The organism is Streptomyces sp. NPDC001156 (genome assembly GCF_053598275.1).
This window is the reverse complement of the sequence record NZ_JBSFJX010000010.1, coordinates 108794-129747: the sequence shown is the minus strand read 5'-3', so window position 1 is coordinate 129747 and position 20954 is coordinate 108794. Positions and strand designations below refer to the sequence as shown.

Annotated in this window: 14 protein-coding genes; 4 read left to right on the top strand and 10 right to left on the bottom strand. The window is 71.7% G+C overall.

Translation table 11 applies throughout. The features are described from left to right. Positions 1 to 315: 315 nt before the first annotated feature. Both ACWDA7_RS08385 and ACWDA7_RS08380 read left to right on the top strand, forming a co-directional pair. On the top strand, positions 316 to 1539 hold the full coding sequence (locus ACWDA7_RS08385; protein WP_450603377.1) for a TOMM precursor leader peptide-binding protein: 1224 nt from the start codon (positions 316 to 318) through the stop codon (positions 1537 to 1539). Then, positions 1532 to 2893 carry an ABC1 kinase family protein gene (locus tag ACWDA7_RS08380; RefSeq protein ID WP_450603376.1) on the top strand — a complete coding sequence of 454 codons (1362 nt, stop codon included), beginning with the start codon at positions 1532 to 1534 and terminating at the stop codon, positions 2891 to 2893. The genes ACWDA7_RS08385 and ACWDA7_RS08380 overlap by 8 nt, the downstream gene beginning before the upstream one ends. Before the next feature lie 13 nt (positions 2894 to 2906). Here ACWDA7_RS08380 and ACWDA7_RS08375 read toward each other — a convergent pair whose 3' ends face one another. From ACWDA7_RS08375 to ACWDA7_RS08355, 5 genes are all read right to left on the bottom strand, one after another. Beyond that, positions 2907 to 3131 carry a hypothetical protein gene (locus ACWDA7_RS08375; protein ID WP_450603375.1) on the bottom strand — a complete coding sequence of 75 codons (225 nt, stop codon included), beginning with the start codon at positions 3129 to 3131 and terminating at the stop codon, positions 2907 to 2909. A 113-nt stretch (positions 3132 to 3244) separates the two neighbouring features. Next, entirely contained in the window at positions 3245 to 3568 is a 324-nt protein-coding gene (locus ACWDA7_RS08370; protein WP_359395958.1) for a hypothetical protein, read from the bottom strand. Further along, on the bottom strand, positions 3565 to 3933 hold the full coding sequence (locus ACWDA7_RS08365; protein WP_019072119.1) for a WhiB family transcriptional regulator: 369 nt from the start codon (positions 3931 to 3933) through the stop codon (positions 3565 to 3567). Before ACWDA7_RS08365 ends, ACWDA7_RS08370 begins: the two co-directional genes overlap by 4 nt. Positions 3934 to 4109: 176 nt before the next feature. Next, positions 4110 to 4430, bottom strand: coding sequence for a hypothetical protein (locus tag ACWDA7_RS08360; RefSeq protein WP_450603374.1), 321 nt, complete (start codon positions 4428 to 4430; stop codon positions 4110 to 4112). A gap of 165 nt (positions 4431 to 4595) precedes the next feature. Next, positions 4596 to 6794: an ATP-dependent DNA helicase UvrD2 gene (locus ACWDA7_RS08355; protein ID WP_450603373.1), complete on the bottom strand. Its 2199-nt coding sequence runs from the start codon at positions 6792 to 6794 to the stop codon at positions 4596 to 4598. Positions 6795 to 7088: 294 nt separating this feature from the next. Here ACWDA7_RS08355 and ACWDA7_RS08350 point away from each other — a divergent pair, with 294 nt between their 5' ends. Next, a complete protein-coding gene (locus ACWDA7_RS08350) occupies positions 7089 to 7331 on the top strand; it encodes a mycoredoxin (protein ID WP_359395965.1) in 243 nt (80 codons plus the stop codon). Positions 7332 to 7499: 168 nt separating this feature from the next. On the opposite strand, the gene nudC is transcribed toward ACWDA7_RS08350, so the two are convergent. The 5 genes from nudC to ACWDA7_RS08325 form a co-directional block, all read right to left on the bottom strand. Next, on the bottom strand, positions 7500 to 8441 hold the full coding sequence (gene nudC, locus ACWDA7_RS08345; protein ID WP_450603372.1) for an NAD(+) diphosphatase: 942 nt from the start codon (positions 8439 to 8441) through the stop codon (positions 7500 to 7502). A gap of 164 nt (positions 8442 to 8605) precedes the next feature. After that, on the bottom strand, positions 8606 to 10009 hold the full coding sequence (locus ACWDA7_RS08340; RefSeq protein ID WP_450603371.1) for a dipeptidase: 1404 nt from the start codon (positions 10007 to 10009) through the stop codon (positions 8606 to 8608). 10 nt (positions 10010 to 10019) lie between these two features. Continuing rightward, positions 10020 to 13616, bottom strand: a complete 3597-nt coding sequence (locus tag ACWDA7_RS08335; RefSeq protein WP_450603370.1) for a UvrD-helicase domain-containing protein — start codon at positions 13614 to 13616, stop codon at positions 10020 to 10022. A 63-nt stretch (positions 13617 to 13679) separates the two neighbouring features. Continuing rightward, positions 13680 to 17144: an ATP-dependent helicase gene (locus ACWDA7_RS08330; RefSeq protein WP_450603369.1), complete on the bottom strand. Its 3465-nt coding sequence runs from the start codon at positions 17142 to 17144 to the stop codon at positions 13680 to 13682. A 314-nt stretch (positions 17145 to 17458) separates the two neighbouring features. Further along, the gene (locus ACWDA7_RS08325) at positions 17459 to 17824 is read right to left on the bottom strand and encodes an MGMT family protein (RefSeq protein WP_450603368.1); all 366 of its coding nucleotides are present in this window, start codon (positions 17822 to 17824) and stop codon (positions 17459 to 17461) included. 186 nt (positions 17825 to 18010) lie between these two features. Between ACWDA7_RS08325 and ACWDA7_RS08320 the strand changes: the two genes are divergently transcribed. After that, a complete protein-coding gene (locus tag ACWDA7_RS08320) occupies positions 18011 to 20869 on the top strand; it encodes a lysylphosphatidylglycerol synthase transmembrane domain-containing protein (RefSeq protein ID WP_450603367.1) in 2859 nt (952 codons plus the stop codon). Positions 20870 to 20954 lie beyond the last annotated feature (85 nt).

Genomic DNA, 20954 nt, shown 5'->3' with positions numbered 1-20954 from the left:
GACGGTCATCAGACCAGGCGGCAGGGCACAATGACGTACAGGCAACGGAGCTCCACAGGCAGCAGACAGTCTTGGCGGACTACCTGCTTCAACGGGGCTCCGTTGCTCACGTTCCCGTCTGGTGCCCGAGTCACGTCAACTGGCTTGCCACCAGCGCAAATCCGTTAACTACCCGGCCTTGGACCAATGCCCCCGCCTGTGGACAACTTTCCGCACACCGCGCTGCGCCTGGGCATCCTGGCATGCGTCGGCAGACGATGACATCTGCTGAGGATCAATGACATAACCGTGCATTACAGACAACGGGGGTCGGTCATGCATCCGATGGTGAAGCCCGCGCTGCGGCGTGGCTGGCGCGATCTGAACACCGTCCAGTTCGGGATGGCACCCGCGCATGCGATGGTGCTGGGCCCGGTGGACACCGCGACGGGCAGTTTTCTCCCCCTGCTCGACGGCACCCGAGGGTTGTCGCTGCTGCGCGAGGAAGGCCGACGGATGGGCCTGCCCGAGGGGCACGTCGACGCACTCGTGGACAACCTCTCGGGCGCGGGACTGCTCGACGACGCGACCGGCGGCGGCCCGCAGGCAGACGCGCTGCGCGCGAAAGCCGCCGTCCTGGACCGCCTCCGGCCGGATCTGGCATCACTGTCGCTGGTCGCCCGCAGACCGGGGGAACCCGCCCGGCGCCTGGCCGCCCGCCGCTCCCTGCGCGTCCAGGTCCGCGGCGCCGGCCGCGTGGGGACCGTCCTGGCCTCGTTGCTGGCGGGCGCCGGCGTCGGCGAGGTCGATGTCCGCGACACCGGCTGTGTCGAGCCGTGGGACGTGGCACCCGGCGGACTGCCCACGGACTCCATCGGCGAGCGCAGGGACCAGGCGGCCCGCCGCGCGGTCCGCGCTGCCGCCCCGGACCGGCCACCACGCCGGCAGCGGGCATCCCGGCGCTCTCCCCACGACGACGGGCACGCGGGTTACTCCCTGGTGGTCCTGGCCCCACGCGACGGACTCGACATCCACGCACCCGACCCGTTCCACGCCGAGTCGCTGATCGCCTCCGGCACCCCGCATCTGTACGCGGGTGTCGCGGAGGGTACGGGAATCGTCGGCCCGTTTGTCGTCCCCGGCGAGACGAGTTGCGCGGGCTGCCTCGACTGGGGGCGGGCCGACCGGGACGAGACCTGGCCGCGTCTGGTCGCCCAATGGCGCTCCGGACGCCCTCGGCAGGTCCAGGCATGCGACCTCACCCTGGCATCCGCCGTCGCGTCGGTCGCCGCCGGGCACGCGCTCGCCTTCCTGGACGGCGAGTCCCCCTCCAGCGCGGGCGCCCGATGGGAGGCCTCCGTGCCCCGGCTCGACTGGCACGCGCGACCCGTCTGGGCCCATCCCGCATGCGGGTGCGGTGCAGCGGAGAAAAGTAAGGAGGAACACACCTCAAAGGACGGGGAGCCGCACGAGACAATGGCAGAGCAACAGCCATTGAGGAACCTGTCCCGCAGGACACACGCGGCACGGCGGTCTGGGACTTGGAGGGCGCATGTCTGATCTTCCCCGGAAGGCGGTCACCCGGACCGCCAAGCTCGCCGCGCTCCCGCTCGGCTTCGCCGGGCGGGCCACTTGGGGACTGGGCAAACGGATCGTCGGGGAGTCCGCGGAGATCGTCGGCCGCGAACTCCAGCAGCGCACGGCCGAGCAGCTGTTCAAGGTGCTCGGTGAGCTGAAGGGCGGCGCCATGAAGTTCGGGCAGGCACTGTCCGTCTTCGAGTCGGCGCTGCCCGAGGAGGTCGCCGGACCGTATCGCGCCGCGCTGACGAAGCTTCAGGAGGCCGCCCCGCCGATGCCGACGCGCACGGTGCACGCGGTACTGGAGGAGCGCCTCGGCGAGGACTGGCACGAGCTGTTCCTGGAATTCGAGGACAAGCCGGCCGCGGCGGCCTCGATCGGCCAGGTGCACCGCGCGGTGTGGCACGACGGACGCGAGGTCGCGGTCAAGGTGCAGTACCCGGGCGCCGGCGACGCGCTGCTCTCCGATCTGACCCAGCTCAGCCGGTTCGCCCGCCTGCTCGGTCCCCTGATCCCGGGCATGGACATCAAGCCGTTGATCGCGGAACTGCGGGACCGGGTCTCGGAGGAACTCGACTACGGCCTGGAAGCACAGGCACAGCAGGCACATGCGGAGGAGTTCGCGGGCGACCCGGACGTCCTGGTGCCGGCGGTGGTGCACCAGTGCGACCAGGTTCTGGTGACCGAGTGGATCGACGGCATAGCTCTGTCAGAGGTGATCTCCGGCGGTACGCAGGAACAGCGGGACCGAGCCGGTCAGCTGCTGGCCCGCTTCCTCTTCTCCGGCCCGGCCCGTACGGGTCTGCTGCACGCCGACCCGCACCCCGGCAACTTCCGTCTCGTGCCCGGCCCCGACGGCGGCACCCGCCAGGAGGACTGGCGTCTGGGCGTGCTGGACTTCGGTACGGTCGACCGTCTCCCCGGCGGCCTGCCGACTCCGATCGGCCACTCGCTGCGCATGACCCTGGAGGGCGATGCCCAGTCGGTCTACGAACTGCTCTGTGCCGAGGGCTTCGTGAAGGAAACCATCGAACTCGACCCCGACGCGGTCCTCGACTATCTCCTCCCGATCATCGAACCCGCCGAGGCCGACGCGTTCACCTTCAGCCGCGGCTGGATGCGCAGCCAGGCGGCCCGGGTCGCCGACCCGCGCTCCCCCGCCTACCAGCTGGGCAAGCAGCTGAACCTGCCCCCGGCGTACCTCCTCATACACCGGGTGACCCTGAGCACGATCGGTGTGCTGTGCCAACTGGGTGCCACGGTCCGTCTGCGGGACGAGCTGGAGGAGTGGCTTCCGGGCTTCCTGCCGGAGGAGGAAATCGCGGCGGAGGCCTGAGCGAACGCGACGTCTACCACCAGTCCGAGTCCAGACGCCCTTCGATCGCCCTGATGTTGTCCCGGGCACAGGTGTCGCAGAAGTAGTGGCGATGGCCGTTCTCCACGGAGCAGATCCAGGTGGGGCGGGGGCCCTCGGCCCGGGCGCCGCAGCGGTCGCACACGAGGTACGGAGTCTGTGTGCTGTCCGGCGGGCCGGCGGAGCCGTTGTCGTCACTGTCCCCGGAAAGACTCGTCACCCGGGTGACCCTATCGGCGCCGAACCGGTTCGGCGCACACAACGCACCGCGGGGGCCGGTCCGTTCGGACCGACCCCCGCGAGACTTTCCGGGTGCCGAATGTCAAGCGTCGGCTACTGCATGACGGCCATGGCGAGCGCACGGCGGGCGCGCATCGACGCGCGCTCCGCCCGGCGCTGCATCCGGCGGGCCATCACCAGGCGTACGGCCTGGCGGTCCAGCTCGGCCTCGTGCAGTCGCTCGTGCATATGCGCACGAGCCAAGGCTTCTGGGATGAGTTGCATCTCTCGGGTCCTGTTCTGACGCGAGGCGTTCGCGCCTGCGGTGGTGGAGTCTTGGGTCGCGGAGCCTGCGGGCTCGCTGGTGGACGGCTTCATCGGGGCCTGCTTCTTGGGGTCGTGCGTGAGGGGGCGATCGATCGTTCCTGCGGTGTTCATGCCGTGACCGGGTTCTTGCGCGGGCGGCCACGCGGCCGCTTCCGGGCCACGACGACACCCTGGACGAAGAGCTCGCCACCCCAGACGCCCCAGGGCTCACGCCGCTCCTTGGCGCCGGCGAGGCAGGCCTCGATCAGCGGGCAGGTGCGGCAGAGGGACTTGGCGTACTCGACGTCTGCCGGCGACTCGGCGAAGAAGACCTCCGGGTCGTAGGAGCGGCAGGGGACGGGTACGCCGAGGTTCTCGATGGCGTCGTCGAGCGCGGTGAGCGCCGTCAGCGGGGTCAAGGTGGAGTCCTCCGTGAGGCCGGGCGGGGGGATCGTTTCTGAAGGCGGTACGGACGGGGCGTGCGCTTCGAGTTGCACGGTTCGTCTTCCTCGTCTGGTCGTTCCGGCCCTGTTGGACCGGGTGGCGGCTTGGTACCGGGTTCTTTTTTTGTCCCGAGGCCCCTTCGCTCTGCCGTCCCCGTTCGGGGAAAACAGAAGGGCCGCGGATCCCGGGTGGGGTTCCGCGGCCCTGAAGGCGCCGGCCTGATCGCCGATCAGGCTGGATCACTCCAGGGTTCTGGCCCACGGAAGGCCCACATCAGGTGGTGCTGCGTCGTCTGCTTCCGGAATCCGGCACCGGCGGCCGCGAGGGCATAGGCCTGGGCCTGTGCCACTACTGCTTCCAGTGCCTTGGTCGGTCGCTCATTGCGCTCACGGACGGGCAGAGCCGCGCGAGACACGGAGGACGCCGGACGGACGGCACGAATGCCGGACAGACCGGTGCCCAGGTTGGAGACGCCGAGCATGCACGTGGAGACGACCGAGGGATCGGTCATTTTGACGGTGCTGGTGGAGCTGGCCTTGATGCTGATCACTTCAATCGCCTCCTCTCGGCGTCTAGGGGGACCGGGGCGAGCCCAGTCCAACGGATATGCAAGTACAACACGGAATGGGGCCCTCCGAGAAGGCCGCCGTTCGCGTGCTTAGAACCTATGGGGATTCCCGGGGCATGCGCAAACTATTTTTTCGACGAGTTCGTATCAGTCGCCGTCGTCCTCTTCTGCGAGGTCACGGCCCGCGCAGATGGCCAGAACATCCTCCCCGAAGCGGTGGAGCTTGCGGACTCCGACACCCGGGATGCGCGCCAGTTCGCCTTCGTCACCGGGGGCGACTTCGGCGATCGCGATCAGGGTCCGGTCCGTGAAGACACAGAAGGCGGGCTGTCCGCTGCGGCGCGCCTGCACCGCCCGCCATGCCCGCAGCCGCTCGTAGAGGCCCTCGTCCATGTCGGAGGGGCAACCGTCGCAGCGCATCAGCTTCATCTCGCCGGCCTCGGACAGTGTGCGCCCGCAGACCCGGCAGCGGGCCGGAGTTCTGCTGTGGCGGCGCGGAGCGGCGGCCGTAGCAGCTGTGCTGAAGCCACGTTCGATGCCTCCACGGCCGGCGACGACGGCGCGGCCGGTGCCGGCGGAGGAACCGGGACGCAGTCCGTCGAGGAAGCGGCTCGGCCGTCGGCCGGGGCGACCGCCGGGTGAACGGGAGAGAGCCCAGGAGACATGGAGGTGTTCCCTGGCGCGGGTGACACCCACATAGAGGAGGCGGCGTTCCTCCTCGATCTGCTCATCGGTCCTGGCGTAGGTGATCGGCATCATGCCTTCGGCGACGCCGACCAGGAAGACGGCGTCCCACTCCAGGCCCTTGGCCGAGTGCAGCGAGGCGAGAGTGACGCCTTGCACCGTCGGTGCGTGCTGGGCGTTGGCCCGCTCGTCGAGTTCCGCCACCAGGTCGGCGAGGGTGGCGCCGGGCTTGGCCGCCGCGAAGTCCTGGGCGAGGTTCACGAGTGCGGCCAGGGACTCCCATCGTTCTCTGACGGCTCCGGAGCCCGCTGGGGGTGCGGCGGTCCAGCCTTCGCCCGAGAGGACGGCACGTACCTGGGAGGGCAGGTCCACGGCGTCATCGAGGAGGGAGTCGTTGGCGCCGAACCGGGCGGCGCCGCGCAGGGCGATGCCCGCCTTGCGTACTTCGGGACGTTCGAAGAAGCGCTCGGCGCCGCGCAACTGATAGGGGATCCCGGCGTCGGCGAGGGCCTGTTCGTAGATTTCCGACTGGGAGTTGGTGCGGAACAGGATCGCGATCTCGGCCGGGGGCACGCCCGCGCTGAGCAGGTCGCGAATACGGCGGGCGGCGCCTTCGGCCTCGGCGGGCTCGTCGGCGTATTCGCTGTAGTCGGGTTCGGTGCCCGGATCGCGCTGGGAGACCAGCTCGAGACGGTGGTCGGCGGCCCGGCCGCGGGCCTGGGCGAGAAGGCCGTTGGCGAGGTGGACGACCTGGGGCGAGGAGCGGTAGTCGCGAACGAGTTTGACGACTGTGGCTCCGGGATGGCGAATACGGAAGTCGAGCAGGTGGTCGGGGGTGGCGCCCGTGAAGGAGTAGATGGTCTGGCTGGCGTCGCCGACGACGCACAGGCTGTCGCGATCGCCGAGCCACAGCTCCAGCAGGCGCTGCTGGAGCGGGCTGACGTCCTGGTATTCGTCGACCACGAAGTGCTGGTACTGGGCGCGCACCTCGTCCGCGATGTCGTGCCGGTCCTGAAGGATGCCGACGGTGAGGAGGAGGACGTCCTCGAAGTCGATGACGGCGCGGTCCCGCTTGAGGTCTTCGTACACGGCGTACAGCTGCGCGATCTCGGCGGTGTCCCGGGGTGCTTCCCGGCCCGACTTGGCGGCCGCCGCGGCGTAGTCGGCCGGGACGGTCTGCGTGACCTTCGACCATTCGATCTCGGCGGTCACATCCCGCAGCTCGTTGCGGTCGAGGCGCACACGGCATGCGGCAGCCGCGTCGGCGACGAGCTGGATCTTGCGATCGATGATCCTCGGGAGGCCGCCGCCGACGGCTTTCGGCCAGAAGTACTGGAGCTGGCGCAGGGCCGCGGAGTGGAAGGTCCGGGCCTGGACCCCTCCGGCGCCGAGCTGGCGGAGGCGGCCGCGCATCTCGCCCGCAGCGCGGTTGGTGAAGGTGACGGCGAGCACGCTGGAGGGCTGGAGGATGCCGGCGCGGACCCCGTAGGCGATGCGGTGCGTGATGGCACGCGTCTTGCCGGTGCCGGCACCTGCCAGCACGCACACCGGACCGTGCAGGGCGGTCGCCACCTCGCGCTGCTCGGGGTCGAGGCCGTCGAGCACCGCGTCGGCCGAGTCCGGAGTCTGCGGGAAGAGGGTGGAATGCGTTGCTGCTGTCACCCCGCCATGCTGCCAGGTCGGCGGAGACGGGTGCGGCGGTTGTCCACAGGGAGGCCCAGCAGTCGTACTTATGCGGCAGGCGCCACGCCCCTCCCGTGGGTACCGCAGGCGCAACGCTCCCCGCTTGATGCGGCAGGCGTGACCCTCCCGTGCTGAGCGTCACCGCTCCATACGGCGGGCACACCGCTGGGAGGAGCGAGTATCCCCATAGCGCGTGACGGGAATGGTGGAAGGTTCACATACGTTGCCGTCTCTGCGACTACGCACACCGGACCGTAAAGGAGCGCGACCGACATGCCGGGCACTGTGACGATGTACAGCACTTCGTGGTGTGGCTACTGCCGGCGGCTGAAGAGCCAGCTGGACCGTGAGGGCATCACGTACAACGAGATCAACATCGAGCAGGACCCGGACTCCGCGGCCTTCGTGGAAAAGGCGAATGGCGGAAACCAGACGGTCCCGACCGTGCTCTTCGCGGACGGTTCGACGCTCACGAACCCGTCGCTGGCGCAGGTCAAGCAGAAGATCAGCGCGTAACGCGGCGCCGGAACGATTTCACGGGAAGGCGGTCCCTGAGGTGTCTCAGGGACCGCCTTCCCGTCGTTTTGTGCCCCGTCCGCCCCGTCACCGCGGAGCGTCACGGCAGTCGGCGCCGCAGGTCCGGCCTGCTCCGGAACGGGTCGCTCAGACCTATGTGTGCCGTGGTCAGGCGCTCCGCGTGGGCAGGGGCTTGCCGTACCACAGTTCGATCAGACGGGCGGCGATCGAGATGCCGTACGGGGGCAGGACCTCTCCGGACTCGAAGGCGGCGCGCAGGTCCTCGCGGGAGAACCAGCGGGCCTCGTGGATCTCGTCGCCGTCCACGGTGATGTCGGTGGAGGTGGCGTGGGCCAGGAAGCCCAGCATCAGGCTGGACGGGAAGGGCCAGGGCTGGCTGGCGACGTACTCGACCTCGCCGACGGTGATGCCCGCCTCTTCGAAGACCTCGCGGCGTACGGACTGCTCGATGGACTCACCCGGTTCGACGAAGCCGGCGAGCGTCGAGAAGCGGCCCTCGGGCCAGTGCACCTGACGGCCGAGCAGGATGCGGTCCTCGTCGTCCGTGACCGCCATGATCACCGCGGGGTCCGTGCGCGGGTAGTGCTCGGCGCCGCAGGCCGGGCAGCGGCGGATGTGGCCGGCGGCCGCGATGACGGTGCGTTCGCCGCAGCGCGAGCAGAAGCGGTGCATGCGCTGCCAGTTCTCCAGGGCGACCGCGTGCACCATCAGCCCGGCGTCGCGCGGGGACAGCAGCAGGCCCGCCTCGCGCAGTCCGGCCGGGCGCGCCGACTGGTCCATGCGGCCGGGCAGAGCGTCCTTCTGGAGCGCGAAGTAGCTGATGCCGTCCTCGTCGGTGCCCAGGAAGTAGCGGTGGGCCTCCGTGAGGGGCGCCTCGAAGGACGGGGTCATGACGAGTTCGGTCCGGCCGTCGGGCGTCTCGTCGATGAGGACCTGACCGCCGGAGACCACGAAGCAGCGGGTTGTGGGGTGGCTCCACGCCGCGGCGAGCCAGGCCTCGTCGAGCCGGTGGTGGGCGGCGCGGTCGATGCCGCTCGGGGCGGTGAGCGAGATGGGTCGGTCGGCGGTGTGGTCGGTCCAGGTGGTCACGGGTGCTTCCAACTCCCCCGGTGCGGCGGTGGTTTCGGCGGGTGGTTCAGCGGGACGTGCGGCTGGAGGGGACCGGGTCCCGTGGGCCTTGGGCGTGCGGGGTGGTCCTTCCAGTGTGCCGTGCTCCACGGCACGCCCGGTCGGCCGCCCCGCCGAGGGCGTCGTCAGTCCGCATCGCGCCGGATCTCCCCGAGGTCGCTCCACAGGTACGCGGCGGTCTCCACGCCCTTGAGGAGCAGATCGAGTTCGACCTTCTCATTGGGCGCGTGCCAGCCGTCGGACGGGACGGAGATGCCGAGGAAGAGGACGGGCACGCCGAGGACTTCCTGGAGATCGGCGGCGGGTCCGGATCCGCCCTCCCGGGTGAAACGGACCGGCTGCTGGAAGGCGCGGCCCATGGCACGTACGACGGACTGCAGGGCGGGGTGGTCGAGGGGGGTCAGACACGGGCGGGTGGCGGCGCCGAACGTGATCTCGTGCCTGATCCCGGCGGGCAGCTTGTCGGCGGCCCAGGCACGGACGGCCCCTTCGACGTGGTCGGGGTCCTGGCCCGCGACGAGACGGAAGGAGAGCTTGACCATGGCCGAGGACGGGATGATCGTCTTGCTGCCCGGGCCCTGGTAGCCGCCGCCGATGCCGTTGACCTCGGCGGTAGGGCGGGCCCAGATGCGTTCCAGGGTGGTGTGACCGGCTTCACCGTGGGCCGCGGTCGACTTGGCGGTTCGCAGCCACTGCTCCTCGTCGAAGGGGAGCTCGGCGAAGAGCGCGCGTTCGCGGTCGGTGAGCTCGGTGACGCCGTCGTAGAAGCCCGGTATCGCCACGCGCGCGTGCTCGTCGTGCAGGGCCGCGACCAGGCGGGCGGCCGCGGTGGCGGGATTGGGCACGCCGCCGCCGAAGGAGCCGGAGTGGATGTCCTGCTCGGGCCCGTGCAGGACGATCTCGCAATCGGCAAGGCCACGCATGCCCGTGCAGACGGTGGGCGTGTCCGCGGACCACATGCCGGTGTCGGAGACGATCACGGCGTCGGCGGCGAGCCGGTCCGCGTGCTGTTCGATGAGGGTGCGGAAGTTCGGGGAGCCGGACTCCTCCTCGCCCTCGATCAGCAGTTTCAGGTGGACGGCCGGCGCGGTGCGGCCGGTAGCGGCGAGGTGGGCGCGGACACCGAGTGTGTGGAAGAACACCTGCCCCTTGTCGTCGGCGGCCCCGCGCGCGTAGAGGCGGCCTTCGCGGATCACCGGCTCGAACGGGTCGCTGTCCCAGCCGTCCTCCCGGGCGGCGGGCTGCACGTCGTGATGGCCGTAGACCAGGACGGTGGGCGCCTGCGGGTCGTCGGCGGGCCACTCGGCGAAGACGGCGGGAGCGCCGTCGGTGGGCCACACCTCGGTGGTGGGGAAGCCGGTCTCCGCCAGCTTGGCGGCCAGCCACTCGGCGCTGCGCCGCACGTCCGCCGCGTGTTCCGGCTGGGCGGACACCGACGGGATGCGCAGCCACTCCGCGAGGTCGTCGAGGAAGGCTGCGCGGTGGTGGTCGATGTACGTGCGGACGGCACTGTCCGGGGTCTCGCTCATGCTCACGAGCCTATCGGCCCGCGCCGGCATCCTGGTCCGCCGGTTCCTGCGCGGCCGGCTCGGCCAGCAGCAGCCGCTCCAGTGCGGCCCGGTCCGGCAGGCCTTCGGGGCGTACGACCTCGCCGCTGCGGACGTACAGGAACGCGGACTCGACGGCTTCGAGAGGGATGCCCTGCTGCTCGGCCCAGGCGAGCCGGTACAGGGCGAGCTGGAGCGGGTCGCCGGTACGGGTCCGGCCGGTCTTCCAGTCGACGATCTCGTACGTGGTCGACTCGCCGTCGTCCGTGCGGTAGACGGCGTCGATGCGGCCCCGCACCACGCGCCCGGCGATGGCGAGCTGGAACGGAGCCTCGACCCGGTACGGGGTGCGGTGCGCGTAGGGGGTGCGTTCGAAGGCGTCCTTGAGGGCCTCCAGGTCGCGCTCGTCGGCGATCTCTGCCTCGCTGCCGGGGAGGTCCTCGGGCTCCAGCATGGGCAGCCGCAGTTCTTCGAAGCGTGCCTCGACCCAGGCATGGAACCGGGTGCCGCGGCGTGCGGCGGGTTGCGGGGGGCGCGGCATGGGGCGCGCGAGTTCCTGGGCGAGCCCGTCGGGGTCGGCGGCCAGTCGCAGCACCTGGGAGGCGGTCAGCGCCGTCGGCAAGGGCACGTCGGTGACGCCCGCGCGGGCGCGCAGCAGCTCTCCCGTGAGGGCGTCCAGGTCGCGGTCCCAGGAGGCGATGGTCCGGGCCTCCTCCAGGGTGAGCCCGGGGACGTCCTCGGCCGGGCTCTGACGGGCGTGGGGGATGGTGGGGGTGCCGTCGCCGGGCTGCACGCGCGCGTGTGGGACTTCGGGCTGCGCCGCGGGGCGGTCGGTCGTCCAGGAATCCCAGCCGGAGGCGTCCTCCTCGGGATCCCAATCGGAGGCGTCCTCCTCGGGGAGGCCGTCGTAGGGGGCGCCCTCGTGGAGTCGTCCCTCCGGCGCCTGCTCCTCGCGGAGGTCTTCGTCCTCCGGGTTGGACGGCCATTCCGGGTCGTCGTACGCGGAGGGGTCGACGGTGGCGGCGGGCTGGGCGCCGTCCTGCGAGGCGTCCTCATCGAGGTGGGCGAGCACTGTCTGTGCGGCGGCGCGACGACGGGCTAGTGCCGCCTCGTCCAGCGGGAGCGGCCAGGCGTGGTCGGCAGTGGCCCGGAGCAGCGCCGGGTTCTCCGCGTCCTCGGCCGGCTCGTCGGCCCAGGCCTCGATCTCGCCGTACCCGGCGGCGCAGTGCTCGTAGAGAGCCTGGAGGAAGTCGGAGGGTCCGCGGGGGCGCTTCTGGGCGGGTCCCCACCAGTGGCCGGAGCCGAGCAGCAGTGAGCGGGGGCGGGTGAAGGTGACGTAGCCGAGGCGCAGCTCCTCGGTGTGCTGGTGCTCCTTCATGGCCTCGTGGAAGGCCTTCAGTCCCCGGGAGTCCCACCGCTCGATGTCGGGCAGGGTGTCCGCGTCACCGCGCAGGGCGTGCGGCAGCACCTTGCCCTGAGCGGTCCACTTCTCGCGGCCCTGAGTGCTCGGGAAGGTCCCGGTGACCAGTCCGGGCACGGCGACGACGTCCCACTCCAGGCCCTTGGACTTGTGCGCGGTGAGCACCTTGACGGTGTTCTCACCGCCGGGCAGGGCGTTGTCGAGGCCCTTCTCGTACTGGGCGGCGGTGCGCAGGAAGCCGAGGAACGCCAGAAGTGTGGCCTCCGGGTCGTTGGCCGCGAAGGAGGCCGCGATGTCCAGGAAGTTCGACAGGGTCTCGCGGCGACGGGCGGCCAGCGCGTGCGGGGACGCGGCCAGCTCCACCTCCAGGCCGGTGACGGCGAGCACCCGGTGCAGCACGTCCATCAACGGGTCGGCGAGGGAGCGGCGCAGCTCGCGCAGTTCGGCGGCGAGGCGCGCGAACCGTACGCGCGCGTCGGGCGAGAACGGCAGGCCGTCGTGCTCCCGCCCGGCCTCCATGGGCAGTTCCAGGAAGGTGTCGAGGGCATCCGCGAGCGAGATCACCTCGGCCGGGTCCACGCCTTCGACGGCCGCGGCGAGCCGGCGGTCCGGGTCGTCGTCGGCGTCCACGCGCGCGTGCGACACGAGCAGCCGGGCGCGGCGGCCCAGGAGGGCGAGGTCGCGGGCGCCGATGCGCCAGCGGGGCCCGGTGAGGAGGCGGACGAGGGAGGCGTTGGCGCCGGGGTCCTGGAGCACCTCGCAGACGGCGACGAGGTCGGCGACCTCGGGCAGGTGCAGCAGCCCGGACAGGCCTACGACCTCCACGGGGATGTCGCGGGCCACGAGGGCGCCCTGGATCTCGGCGAAGTCGGTGGCCGTACGGCACAGGACAGCGATCTCGCCGGGTGCCGTGCCGGTGCGCACCAGGTGGGCGATGGAGTCGGCGACCCAGTCGATCTCCTCGGCGTGGGTGCCGAGCAGTGCGCACCGGACCTGTCCGTCGCGCTCGGCGCCGGGAGCCGGGCGCAGGGCCTCCACGCCCGCGTGCATGGCGCGCAGCGGTTCGGCGAGGCCGTTGGCGAGGTCGAGGAGGCGGCCGCCGCTGCGGCGGTTCTCACTGAGCGCCTGGCGGGTGGCAGGACGGCCGTCGCCGTGCGGGAAGTGCTCGGGGAAGTCGTCGAGGTTGGCGACGGAGGCCCCGCGCCAGCCGTAGATCGCCTGGCAGGGGTCGCCCACCGCGGTCACGGGGTGGCCGGTGCCGCCGCCGAACAGGCCGGCCAGCAGGACGCGCTGGGCGACCGAGGTGTCCTGGTACTCGTCGAGCAGCACCACACGGAACTCGTCACGCAGAATGCGCCCCACCTCGGGGATGCGCGCGAGGTCAGCGGAGAGGGCGATCTGGTCGCCGAAGTCGAGGAGGTCGCGCTCCCGCTTGACCGCCCGGTAGCGGCCGACCAGCTCGGCCAGTTCACGGCGGGCCGCGGCCGTCTCGGGAACCCTGCGCAGGTCGGCGTTGGTGAGCCGGACGCCGTTCAGGGTGAGCAGCAGTTCGGCGTCGTACGCGCGCACCTCCTCGGGCCGGACGAGGTGCTCGGCCAGCTCGGAGTCGAGGGTGAGCAGGTCGCTGACGAGGTCCGGGAAGGAGCGGGTCAGCGCCGGGTAGGGTCCCGGCGCCTCGCGCAGCACGCGCGCGGCGAGCTGGTAGCGGGTGGCGTCGGCGAGCAGGCGCGAGGCCGGTTCAAGCCCTATGCGCAGCCCGTGGTCGGTCAGCAGGCGGCCCGCGAAGGCGTGGTAGGTGGAGATCACCGGCTCGCCTGGCGGGTTGTCCGGGTCGATCACGTCCGGGTCGGTGACGCCCGCCTTCACCAGCGCCTTGCGGACGCGCTCGGCCAGCTCACCGGCCGCCTTGTTCGTGAACGTCAGCCCGAGAACCTGCTCCGGGGCGACCTGTCCGGTGCCGACCAGCCACACCACGCGGGCCGCCATGACTGTGGTCTTGCCCGACCCGGCGCCGGCCACGATCACCTGCGGCGCGGGCGGTGCGGTGATGCAGGCTGTCTGCTCCGGGGTGAACGGGATGCCGAGGAGCTCCTTGAGCTGCTCGGGGTCGCTGATACGGGCGGGCACGTCGGAGAGGCTATCGGCGGCCACTGACAGCGGATGCCACATCGCCCGCCGTGCTCGAGGAAGCGCTGGTCGGCACGCATGGTGCGGTCCACCACACGGGCGTGGTCACTCCACGATGTGACGGCCCTCGGGTCGCGCGCTGCACGAGGCGCGGAACGCGCAGTGCGTGCAGTGCTGCCCGGGGTCCGGGGAGAAGCGCTCGTCGAGGACCTTGCCCGCGGCGGTGGCCAGCAGCTCGCCGGCCCACTCCCCCGTCAGAGGTGCCTGAGCCTGCACCTTGGGCAGGGTGTCCCCACCGTCCTTCTTGGGTGCGCCCTGCCGCAGTTGGACGAGTTCAGCGCCGCCCGGCTCGGGGTGCACACCGCCGAAGGCCTCGTCGACGGCACCCTCGCGCACGGCGAGCTGGTAGACGGCGAGCTGCGGATGGCGGGCCACCTCGGCGGCGCTGGGGGCCTGCTTGCCCGTCTTGAAATCGACCACGTAGGCACGGCCATCGGCGTCCGTCTCGACACGGTCCATGGAGCCCCGGATGCGCACCTCGTAGTCACCGGCTTCGAGGGTGACGTCGAAGTCGTGCTCGCTCGCCACCGGCGTACGCCCAGGGCGGGCGCCGTTGGAGTCGACGTGCCACTTCAGGAAGCGTTCGAGTGCCACGCGCGCGTTGTCCTTCTCCTGCTCGGACTTCCAGGGCGCGTCGAAGGCGAGCGCGTTCCACACTGAGTCGAGGCGCTCCATGAGGACGTCGAGGTCGGCCGGGGTGCGCCCGGAGGCGACCTCGTCGGCGAGGACGTGCACCACGTTGCCGAAGCCCTGGGCGGCGGTCGCCGGTGTGTCGGCCTTCACCTCCCGGCCCAGGAACCACTGGAGGGCGCAGGTATTCGCGAGCTGGTCGAGCGCGCTGCCGGAGAGCACGACCGGCTGGTCGCGGTCCCGCAGCGGCACCTTGCTCTCGGTCGGGTCCCACATGCCCCACCAGCGGTAGGGGTGCGCGGACGGCACCAGGGGGCGGCCATCCTCGTCGGTGAGCGCGGCGAGCCGGGCCAGTCGGCGGGCGGCGGCCTCCCTGAGTGTGTCGGACACACGCGGGTCGACGGTCGTGGCGCGCAGTTCGGCGACGAGCGCGGCGACGGCCAGAGGGCGGCGCGGGCGGCCGGTGACGTCCTTGGGTTCGGCACCGAGTTCGGCAAGGAAGCGCGAGGGCTGGTCGCCGTCGTCGGCGGGGGCCTTCACGGCGGTGACGATCAGGCGTTCACGCGCGCGTGTGCAGGCGACGTAGAACAGCCGGCGTTCCTCGGCGAGCAACGCGCCCGGGGTGAGGGGTTCGGCCAGCCCGTCACGGCCGATGCGGTCGGCCTCCAGCAGGGATCCGCGCCGGCGCAGGTCGGGCCACAGCCCCTCTTGGACGCCGGCGACGACGACCAGGCGCCACTGCAGGCCCTTGGAGCGGTGCGCGGTCATCAGACGTACGGCGTCGGGGCGCACCGCCCGGCGGGTCAGCGTGTCGGCGGCGATGTCCTGGGCCTCGATTTCCTCCAGGAAGTTGAGGGCGCCCCGGCCGCCGGTGCGCTCCTCGGCGCGCGCGGCCGTCGCGAAAAGGGCGCACACGGCGTCGAGGTCGCGGTCGGCATTGCGCCCGGCCGCGCCGCCGCGCCGGGAGGCGCTCTCCAGACGTCTGGGCCATGGGGTGCCGCCCCACAGTTCCCACAGAGCCTCTTCGGCCGTGCCGCCGCCGGCGAGCCGTTCACGGGCCTTCCTGAGCAGAGCGCCCAGGCGCTGGGCGCCGCGCGCGTACGCCGGGTCGTGCGCCACCAGCCGCTCCGGTTCGGCCAGCGCCCGTGCGAGCAGTTCGTCGGACGGCGGCGGTATGGGGTTGCCGGCGGCCCGCTCCTCCTCCCGCAGGGCGCGGCCCAGGCGGCGCAGGTCGGCGGTGTCCATGCCGGCGAGGGGCGAGGTGAGCAGGGCGAGCGCGGTCTCGGTGTCGAGCCACGGATGGGGGACGGGATCCGTCGTGTCCCTTCCCGACTCGTCCTGCCTAGAACCGACTTGCGGCGTCACGCCCGCTTTCGTACCGGCTTGCTCGGTCTCGCCCCGCTCCGCCCTCTCTGATTCCACTCCCTCGTGCCCGGACTCTCCGGATTCCGGCTCCGGCACGCCGTCACCGGGTCCCGTGGCCGCGGCCTCCGCCCGTGCCACCGCGCGCAGTGCCGTCAGCAGTGGGGTCACCGCCGGTTCGTGGCGCAGTGGCAGGTCGTCGCCGTCGATGTCCAAGGGGACCCCGGCCGACGTCAGGGCGCGGCGGACCACTGGGATCGTGCGGGCTCCGGCGCGCACCAGAACGGCCATCTCGCCCCACGGCACGCCGTCCTCCAGGTGTGCCCGGCGCAGCATGTCGGCGATGTTGTCGAGTTCGGTTCCGGGCGTCGGGTAGGTGAAGACCTCCACACGGCCCCCGTCGCGTACCGCGGCGAGCTCACGGTGGGCGCGCACCTTCTCCGCCGGAAGCCGGGTCAGGGGCATGCGCCGGGTCAGCAGCCTGGTGGCGGCCAGGAGAGCCGCACCGGAGCGGCGGGAGGTCCTGAGGACCTCCACCGGTGCCGGAGCGCCGTTTCCGCGCGGGAAGGTGTGGGGGAACTCGAGGATGCCGCCGACGTCGGCACCCCGGAACGCGTAGATCGACTGGTCGGGGTCGCCGAAGGCCACCAGGGTGCGGCCACCGGCCGCCAGCGCCCGCAGGAGGCGTACCTGCGCGGCATCGGTGTCCTGGTACTCGTCCACGTACACCGCGTCGTACCGGGCGGCCAGCCACTCGGCGACCTGCGGGCGGCGAGCCAGAAGCACCGCGCGGTGGACCAGCTCCGCGTAGTCGATCACTCCCTGGAGATCGAGGACGTCCAGGTACTCGGCGAGAAAGGCCGACGCGGCCGTCCAGTCGGGACGGCCGATGCGCTCGGCGAAGCGGCGCAGGGCGTCCGGGCCGAGGCCGAGTTCCCTGGTGCGGGCCAGCACGGCGCGCACCTCGTCGGCGAAACCGCGCGTTGTCAGACAGGCGCGCAGTTCGTCCGGCCAGCGCACATGGGCGAGCCCGAGGCGCTCCAGGTCGGGCTGACCGGCGAGCAGCTCGCGCACGGCCACGTCCTGTTCGGGGCCGGACAGCAGTCGCAGCGGCTCCACGAACAGGTCGCTGTCCTGGTGGGCTCGGACCAGCGCGTAGCAGAACGAGTGGAACGTGGTCGCCTGCGGGGCGTGCGCCGCGCCGGTGCGCCGAGCCATGCGGTCGCGCAGGTCGACGGCGGCCCTGCGGCTGAACGTCAGCACGAGGATGCGTTCCGGGTCGTCGCCGCGGGCGATCCGGGCGGCGACGGACTCGACCAGCGTGGTCGTCTTTCCGGTGCCTGGGCCCGCGAGGACGAGCAGCGGACCGGCCTCGTGGTCAACCACGGCCCGCTGTGCTGCGTCCAGCACAGGGGGGTCCACCCGGACGGGCGGGGTACGCACCAGTCGGTAAGCGCCACGGCTCCCCTGCCGCACCTGGGGGTGCGGCAGGCGCCTGGTGGAGGAAGAGGAGCTCACGTGGTTCGCCGGTCCTGGTGGTCGTACTCGGGCTTGTCACTGTCGGCGCGGGGCGCCGTCGTCGAGGGGTCGTGGTCGGGCGACGGGTCGGAGGACGGCCGCGCGCGGCGGGCGGTGGCCGCGGGATGAGAGGAATGCGCGCCGTCGACGCTACGCCCGCGCCAAACGCGGAAGCAGTCCTTCCCCCCGGTCCGGCGCGCCCGTCGGGTCGCTCATGCCCCCCGCTGAACGAACGTACGGCATGTCACGGATGTGCCGGACTTCCCCCGGACGAGCCACGGGTTGCCTCTGGGCCCGCACGATGCCGGAAGCTGTCACGTGTGACTTTCCGCGTGTTCGTCGCCGCCCCAGCGGGCCCGTCTCATGTCGACCCGTGGCAGATGGCCGTCGGTGGCGCGGCCGGCCTCGCGCAGGGGGGTGCCCTCCTCGCGATAGTGGCCCAGCGCCTCCAGCTCGTGGCCCGGGAGCAGGACGCCGTCCGCACGGATGACACGCCACCAGGGGACCGCTCCTCCGTAGAGCGCCATCACGCGGCCCACCTGGCGCGGACCGCCCTCCTCCAGCCACTCGGCCACGTCCCCGTACGTCATCACGCGCCCGGACGGAATGCGTTCGGCCACGTCAAGGACCCGTTCCGCGTAGTCCGGCAGGGCGTCCGCCGGAAGACTCTCCTCGCTCATCCGACCCATCCTGCCGCACCGCACCGACAATGTGAGGTGAGAGTGACGGGGCGTATCCCTCGCCCCGGCGCGGCGCTTCGGGCAGACTGTGCGCCCCCGCATTTGCACCCTGATGCCCCCGAGTGTCGGGAAGACGTGCCACCATCGTGCGGGCGGTGACTGGTGATACGAGATCAAGAAGAGACGATGAAGCAGCAGGGCGTGCACCCCGACGACGCGGCGGGCACCTCTGCGGGTTCGTCGCGCCCGGACACCGACTCCGTGGGCCCGCACTCCGGCCCCGGTGACGAGAAGCCGCATGCCGACAAGCAGGCGGACGACGAGGCAACGGCGTATAAGAAGGCAGCCGAGGACGGGGCCTCGCGCGAGACGGCGGACGAGAACGAGGAGCCCCGTGTGGCGGCCCCGAGGCCGCGGTCCGAGTCGGACGAGCACTGTGCCGACGCCCACAACGACGAGGTCGAGGGCGACGAACCGCTGCTCCCCGCGCGCGTGCACCGGCCTTCCGACCTCATGCGCCTGCTGGTGGGCGTGCTCGCGATCGCCGTGCTGCTCGCCATCGCCGCGTTCGCACACGGAACCACTTCGGGGCTCGAACAGGACATCAACAAAGGCACGGGCCAGGCACCCGATCTACTGATCAAGATCGCGGGTCTGGCGTCGAGCATCGCGGTCCTGCTGGTGCCGGTCGCCTTCGCGATCGAACGGCTGATCAAGCGGGACGGGCTGCGCATCGCCGACGGCGTCCTCGCGGCAGTCCTCGCGCACGGGGTGACGCTCGCCACGGATCTATGGGTCGCCAGGGGCGCCCCGCCGTCCATCCGGGAGGCACTCACCCAACCCTCCCCGGGCGACATCCACGCCCTGACCGACCCGGTGCACGGCTACCTCGCACCGGTCATCGCCTATATGACGGCCGTGGGCATGTCACGCAGACCCCGCTGGCGCGCCGTGCTGTGGGTCGTGCTGCTGCTCGACGCCTTCTCGATGCTGGTCACCGGCTACACCACACCGTTCTCGATCATCCTTACGGTGCTCATCGGCTGGAGCGTCGCGGCCGGGACGCTCTACGCCGTCGGTTCGCCCAACGTGCAGCCGACCGGGCGGACGCTGATGGCGGGCCTGCGCACCGTGGGCTTCCGCCCCGTGAGCGCCGCGCGAGAGGACCTGCCGGACACGACGGACAGCGGCGACCGCGGTCGCCGCTACTTCGTCACCCTGGAGGACGGCCCGCCCCTCGACGTCACCGTCGTCGACCGCGAACAGCAGGCCCAGGGCTTCTTCTACCGCGTGTGGCGGCAGCTGACGCTGCGCGGCATCACCACCCGGCGCAGCCTGCAGTCGCTGCGCCAGGCGCTGGAGCAGGAGGCGCTGCTCGCCTACGCGGCCATCGCCGCCGGCGCGAACGCGCCCAAGCTGATCGCGACCTCGGAGCTCGGTCCCGACGCGGTGATGCTTGTCTACGAGCACACCGGCGGCCGCACCCTGGACCAGCTGTCCGACGAGGAGATCACCGACGAACTGCTGCGCGACACCTGGCAGCAGGTCCGCGCGCTCCAGTCGCGGCGCATCGCGCACCGCCGGCTCGCCGGCGACGCCATCGTGGTGGATCGTTCCGGCGCCGTCATCCTGACGGACCTGCGCAACGGGGAGATCGCGGCCGGCGACCTGGTGCTGCGGATGGACATCGCGCAGCTGCTCACCACACTCGGACTGCGCGTGGGAGCCGAGCGGTCGGTCGCCTCCGCGGTCGGCGTGCTCGGCCCGGACGCGGTCGCCGACTGCCTGCCCATGCTGCAGCCCATCGCGCTGACCCGCTCCACACGGGCGACGCTCAGGAAGCTGGCCCGAGAGCGGGCCCAGCGTGAGCGGGAGGAAGTCCTGGAGGCATCCAGGCAGGCCAAGGCCGCCCGCCTGGAGGAGGACCGCGAAGGCACCGGGGTCGCCCTCGACAAGCCCGACAAGAAGGCCGTACGCGCCGAGCAGCGGGCCGAGAAGCGGGCCATCGACGAGGCGATCGACGGCGCCCGCGAGGAGGACCTGCTCACCCAGATCCGTCATCAGGTGCTGCGCATCAGGCCGCAGGCGCCGGTCGAGCCGGCCCGGCTGGAGCGGGTGCGGCCGCGCACGCTGATCAGTTTCATGGCCGGCGCCATCGGCGCGTACTTCCTGCTGACGCAGCTCACCCACATCGAGTTCGGCCCCCTCTTCGCCAACGCCGAGTGGGGCTGGGTGGCGGCGGCCGTGTTCTTCTCGGCGCTGAGCTACGTCGCCGCGGCGATGGCGCTGCTGGGCTTCGTGCCCGAGCGGGTGCCGTTCCTGCGCACCGCGGCGGCCCAGGTCGCCGGGTCGTTCGTGAAGATCGTGGCGCCCGCGGCGGTCGGCGGTGTCGCGCTCAACACGCGCTTCCTGCAGCGCGCGGGCGTGCGGCCGGGCCTCGCCGTGGCGAGCGTCGGCGCGTCGCAGCTGTTCGGACTGGGCTGCCATGTGCTCATGCTGCTGTCCTTCGGCTACCTCACGGGCACCGAGAAGACGCCGTCCCTGTCGCCGTCCCGCACGGTCATCGCCGGTCTGCTGACGGTCGCCGTGCTCGTGCTGGTGGTCACATCGGTGCCGTTCATGCGGAAATTCGTCGTCACGCGCGTGAGGTCGCTGTTCGCGGGCGTCGTGCCCCGCATGCTCGACGTCCTGCAGCGCCCGCAGAAGCTGATCACCGGCATCGGCGGCATGCTGCTGCTGACCGCCTGCTTCGTGATGTGCCTGGACGCCTCGATCCGGGCGTTCGGGCACGAGGAGACCAGCACGTTGAGCCTGGCCAGCGTCGCCGTGGTCTTCCTCGCGGGCAACGCGCTCGGTTCGGCCGCTCCGACCCCGGGCGGCGTGGGCGCGGTGGAGGCCACCCTGACGGTCGGTCTCATCGCCGTGGGTCTTCCCAAGGAAGTCGCCGCGCCCGCGGTGCTGCTGTACCGGCTCCTGACGCTGTGGCTGCCGGTGCTGCCGGGATGGCTTTTCTTCAACCATCTGACGCGCAAGGGCTCGCTCTAGAGCTGCGCGTTGCGTGCGGCGGGGCACACGCGCGTTGCCCCGCCGCACGCAACGCGCCACGCCCTCCACATCGCCCGAACTCACC

Excerpts from the sequence above, each read along its gene's own strand:
- ACWDA7_RS08385 (WP_450603377.1), top strand. The coding sequence starts at position 316 with ATGCATCCGATGGTGAAGCCCGCGCTGCGGCGTGGCTGGCGCGATCTG.
- ACWDA7_RS08380 (WP_450603376.1), top strand. The coding sequence starts at position 1,532 with ATGTCTGATCTTCCCCGGAAGGCGGTCACCCGGACCGCCAAGCTCGCC.
- ACWDA7_RS08370 (WP_359395958.1), bottom strand. The coding sequence starts at position 3,568 with ATGAACACCGCAGGAACGATCGATCGCCCCCTCACGCACGACCCCAAG.
- ACWDA7_RS08350 (WP_359395965.1), top strand. The coding sequence starts at position 7,089 with ATGCCGGGCACTGTGACGATGTACAGCACTTCGTGGTGTGGCTACTGC.
- ACWDA7_RS08340 (WP_450603371.1), bottom strand. The coding sequence starts at position 10,009 with ATGAGCGAGACCCCGGACAGTGCCGTCCGCACGTACATCGACCACCAC.
- ACWDA7_RS08335 (WP_450603370.1), bottom strand. The coding sequence starts at position 13,616 with ATGTGGCATCCGCTGTCAGTGGCCGCCGATAGCCTCTCCGACGTGCCC.
- ACWDA7_RS08325 (WP_450603368.1), bottom strand. The coding sequence starts at position 17,824 with ATGAGCGAGGAGAGTCTTCCGGCGGACGCCCTGCCGGACTACGCGGAA.
- ACWDA7_RS08320 (WP_450603367.1), top strand. The coding sequence starts at position 18,011 with ATGAAGCAGCAGGGCGTGCACCCCGACGACGCGGCGGGCACCTCTGCG.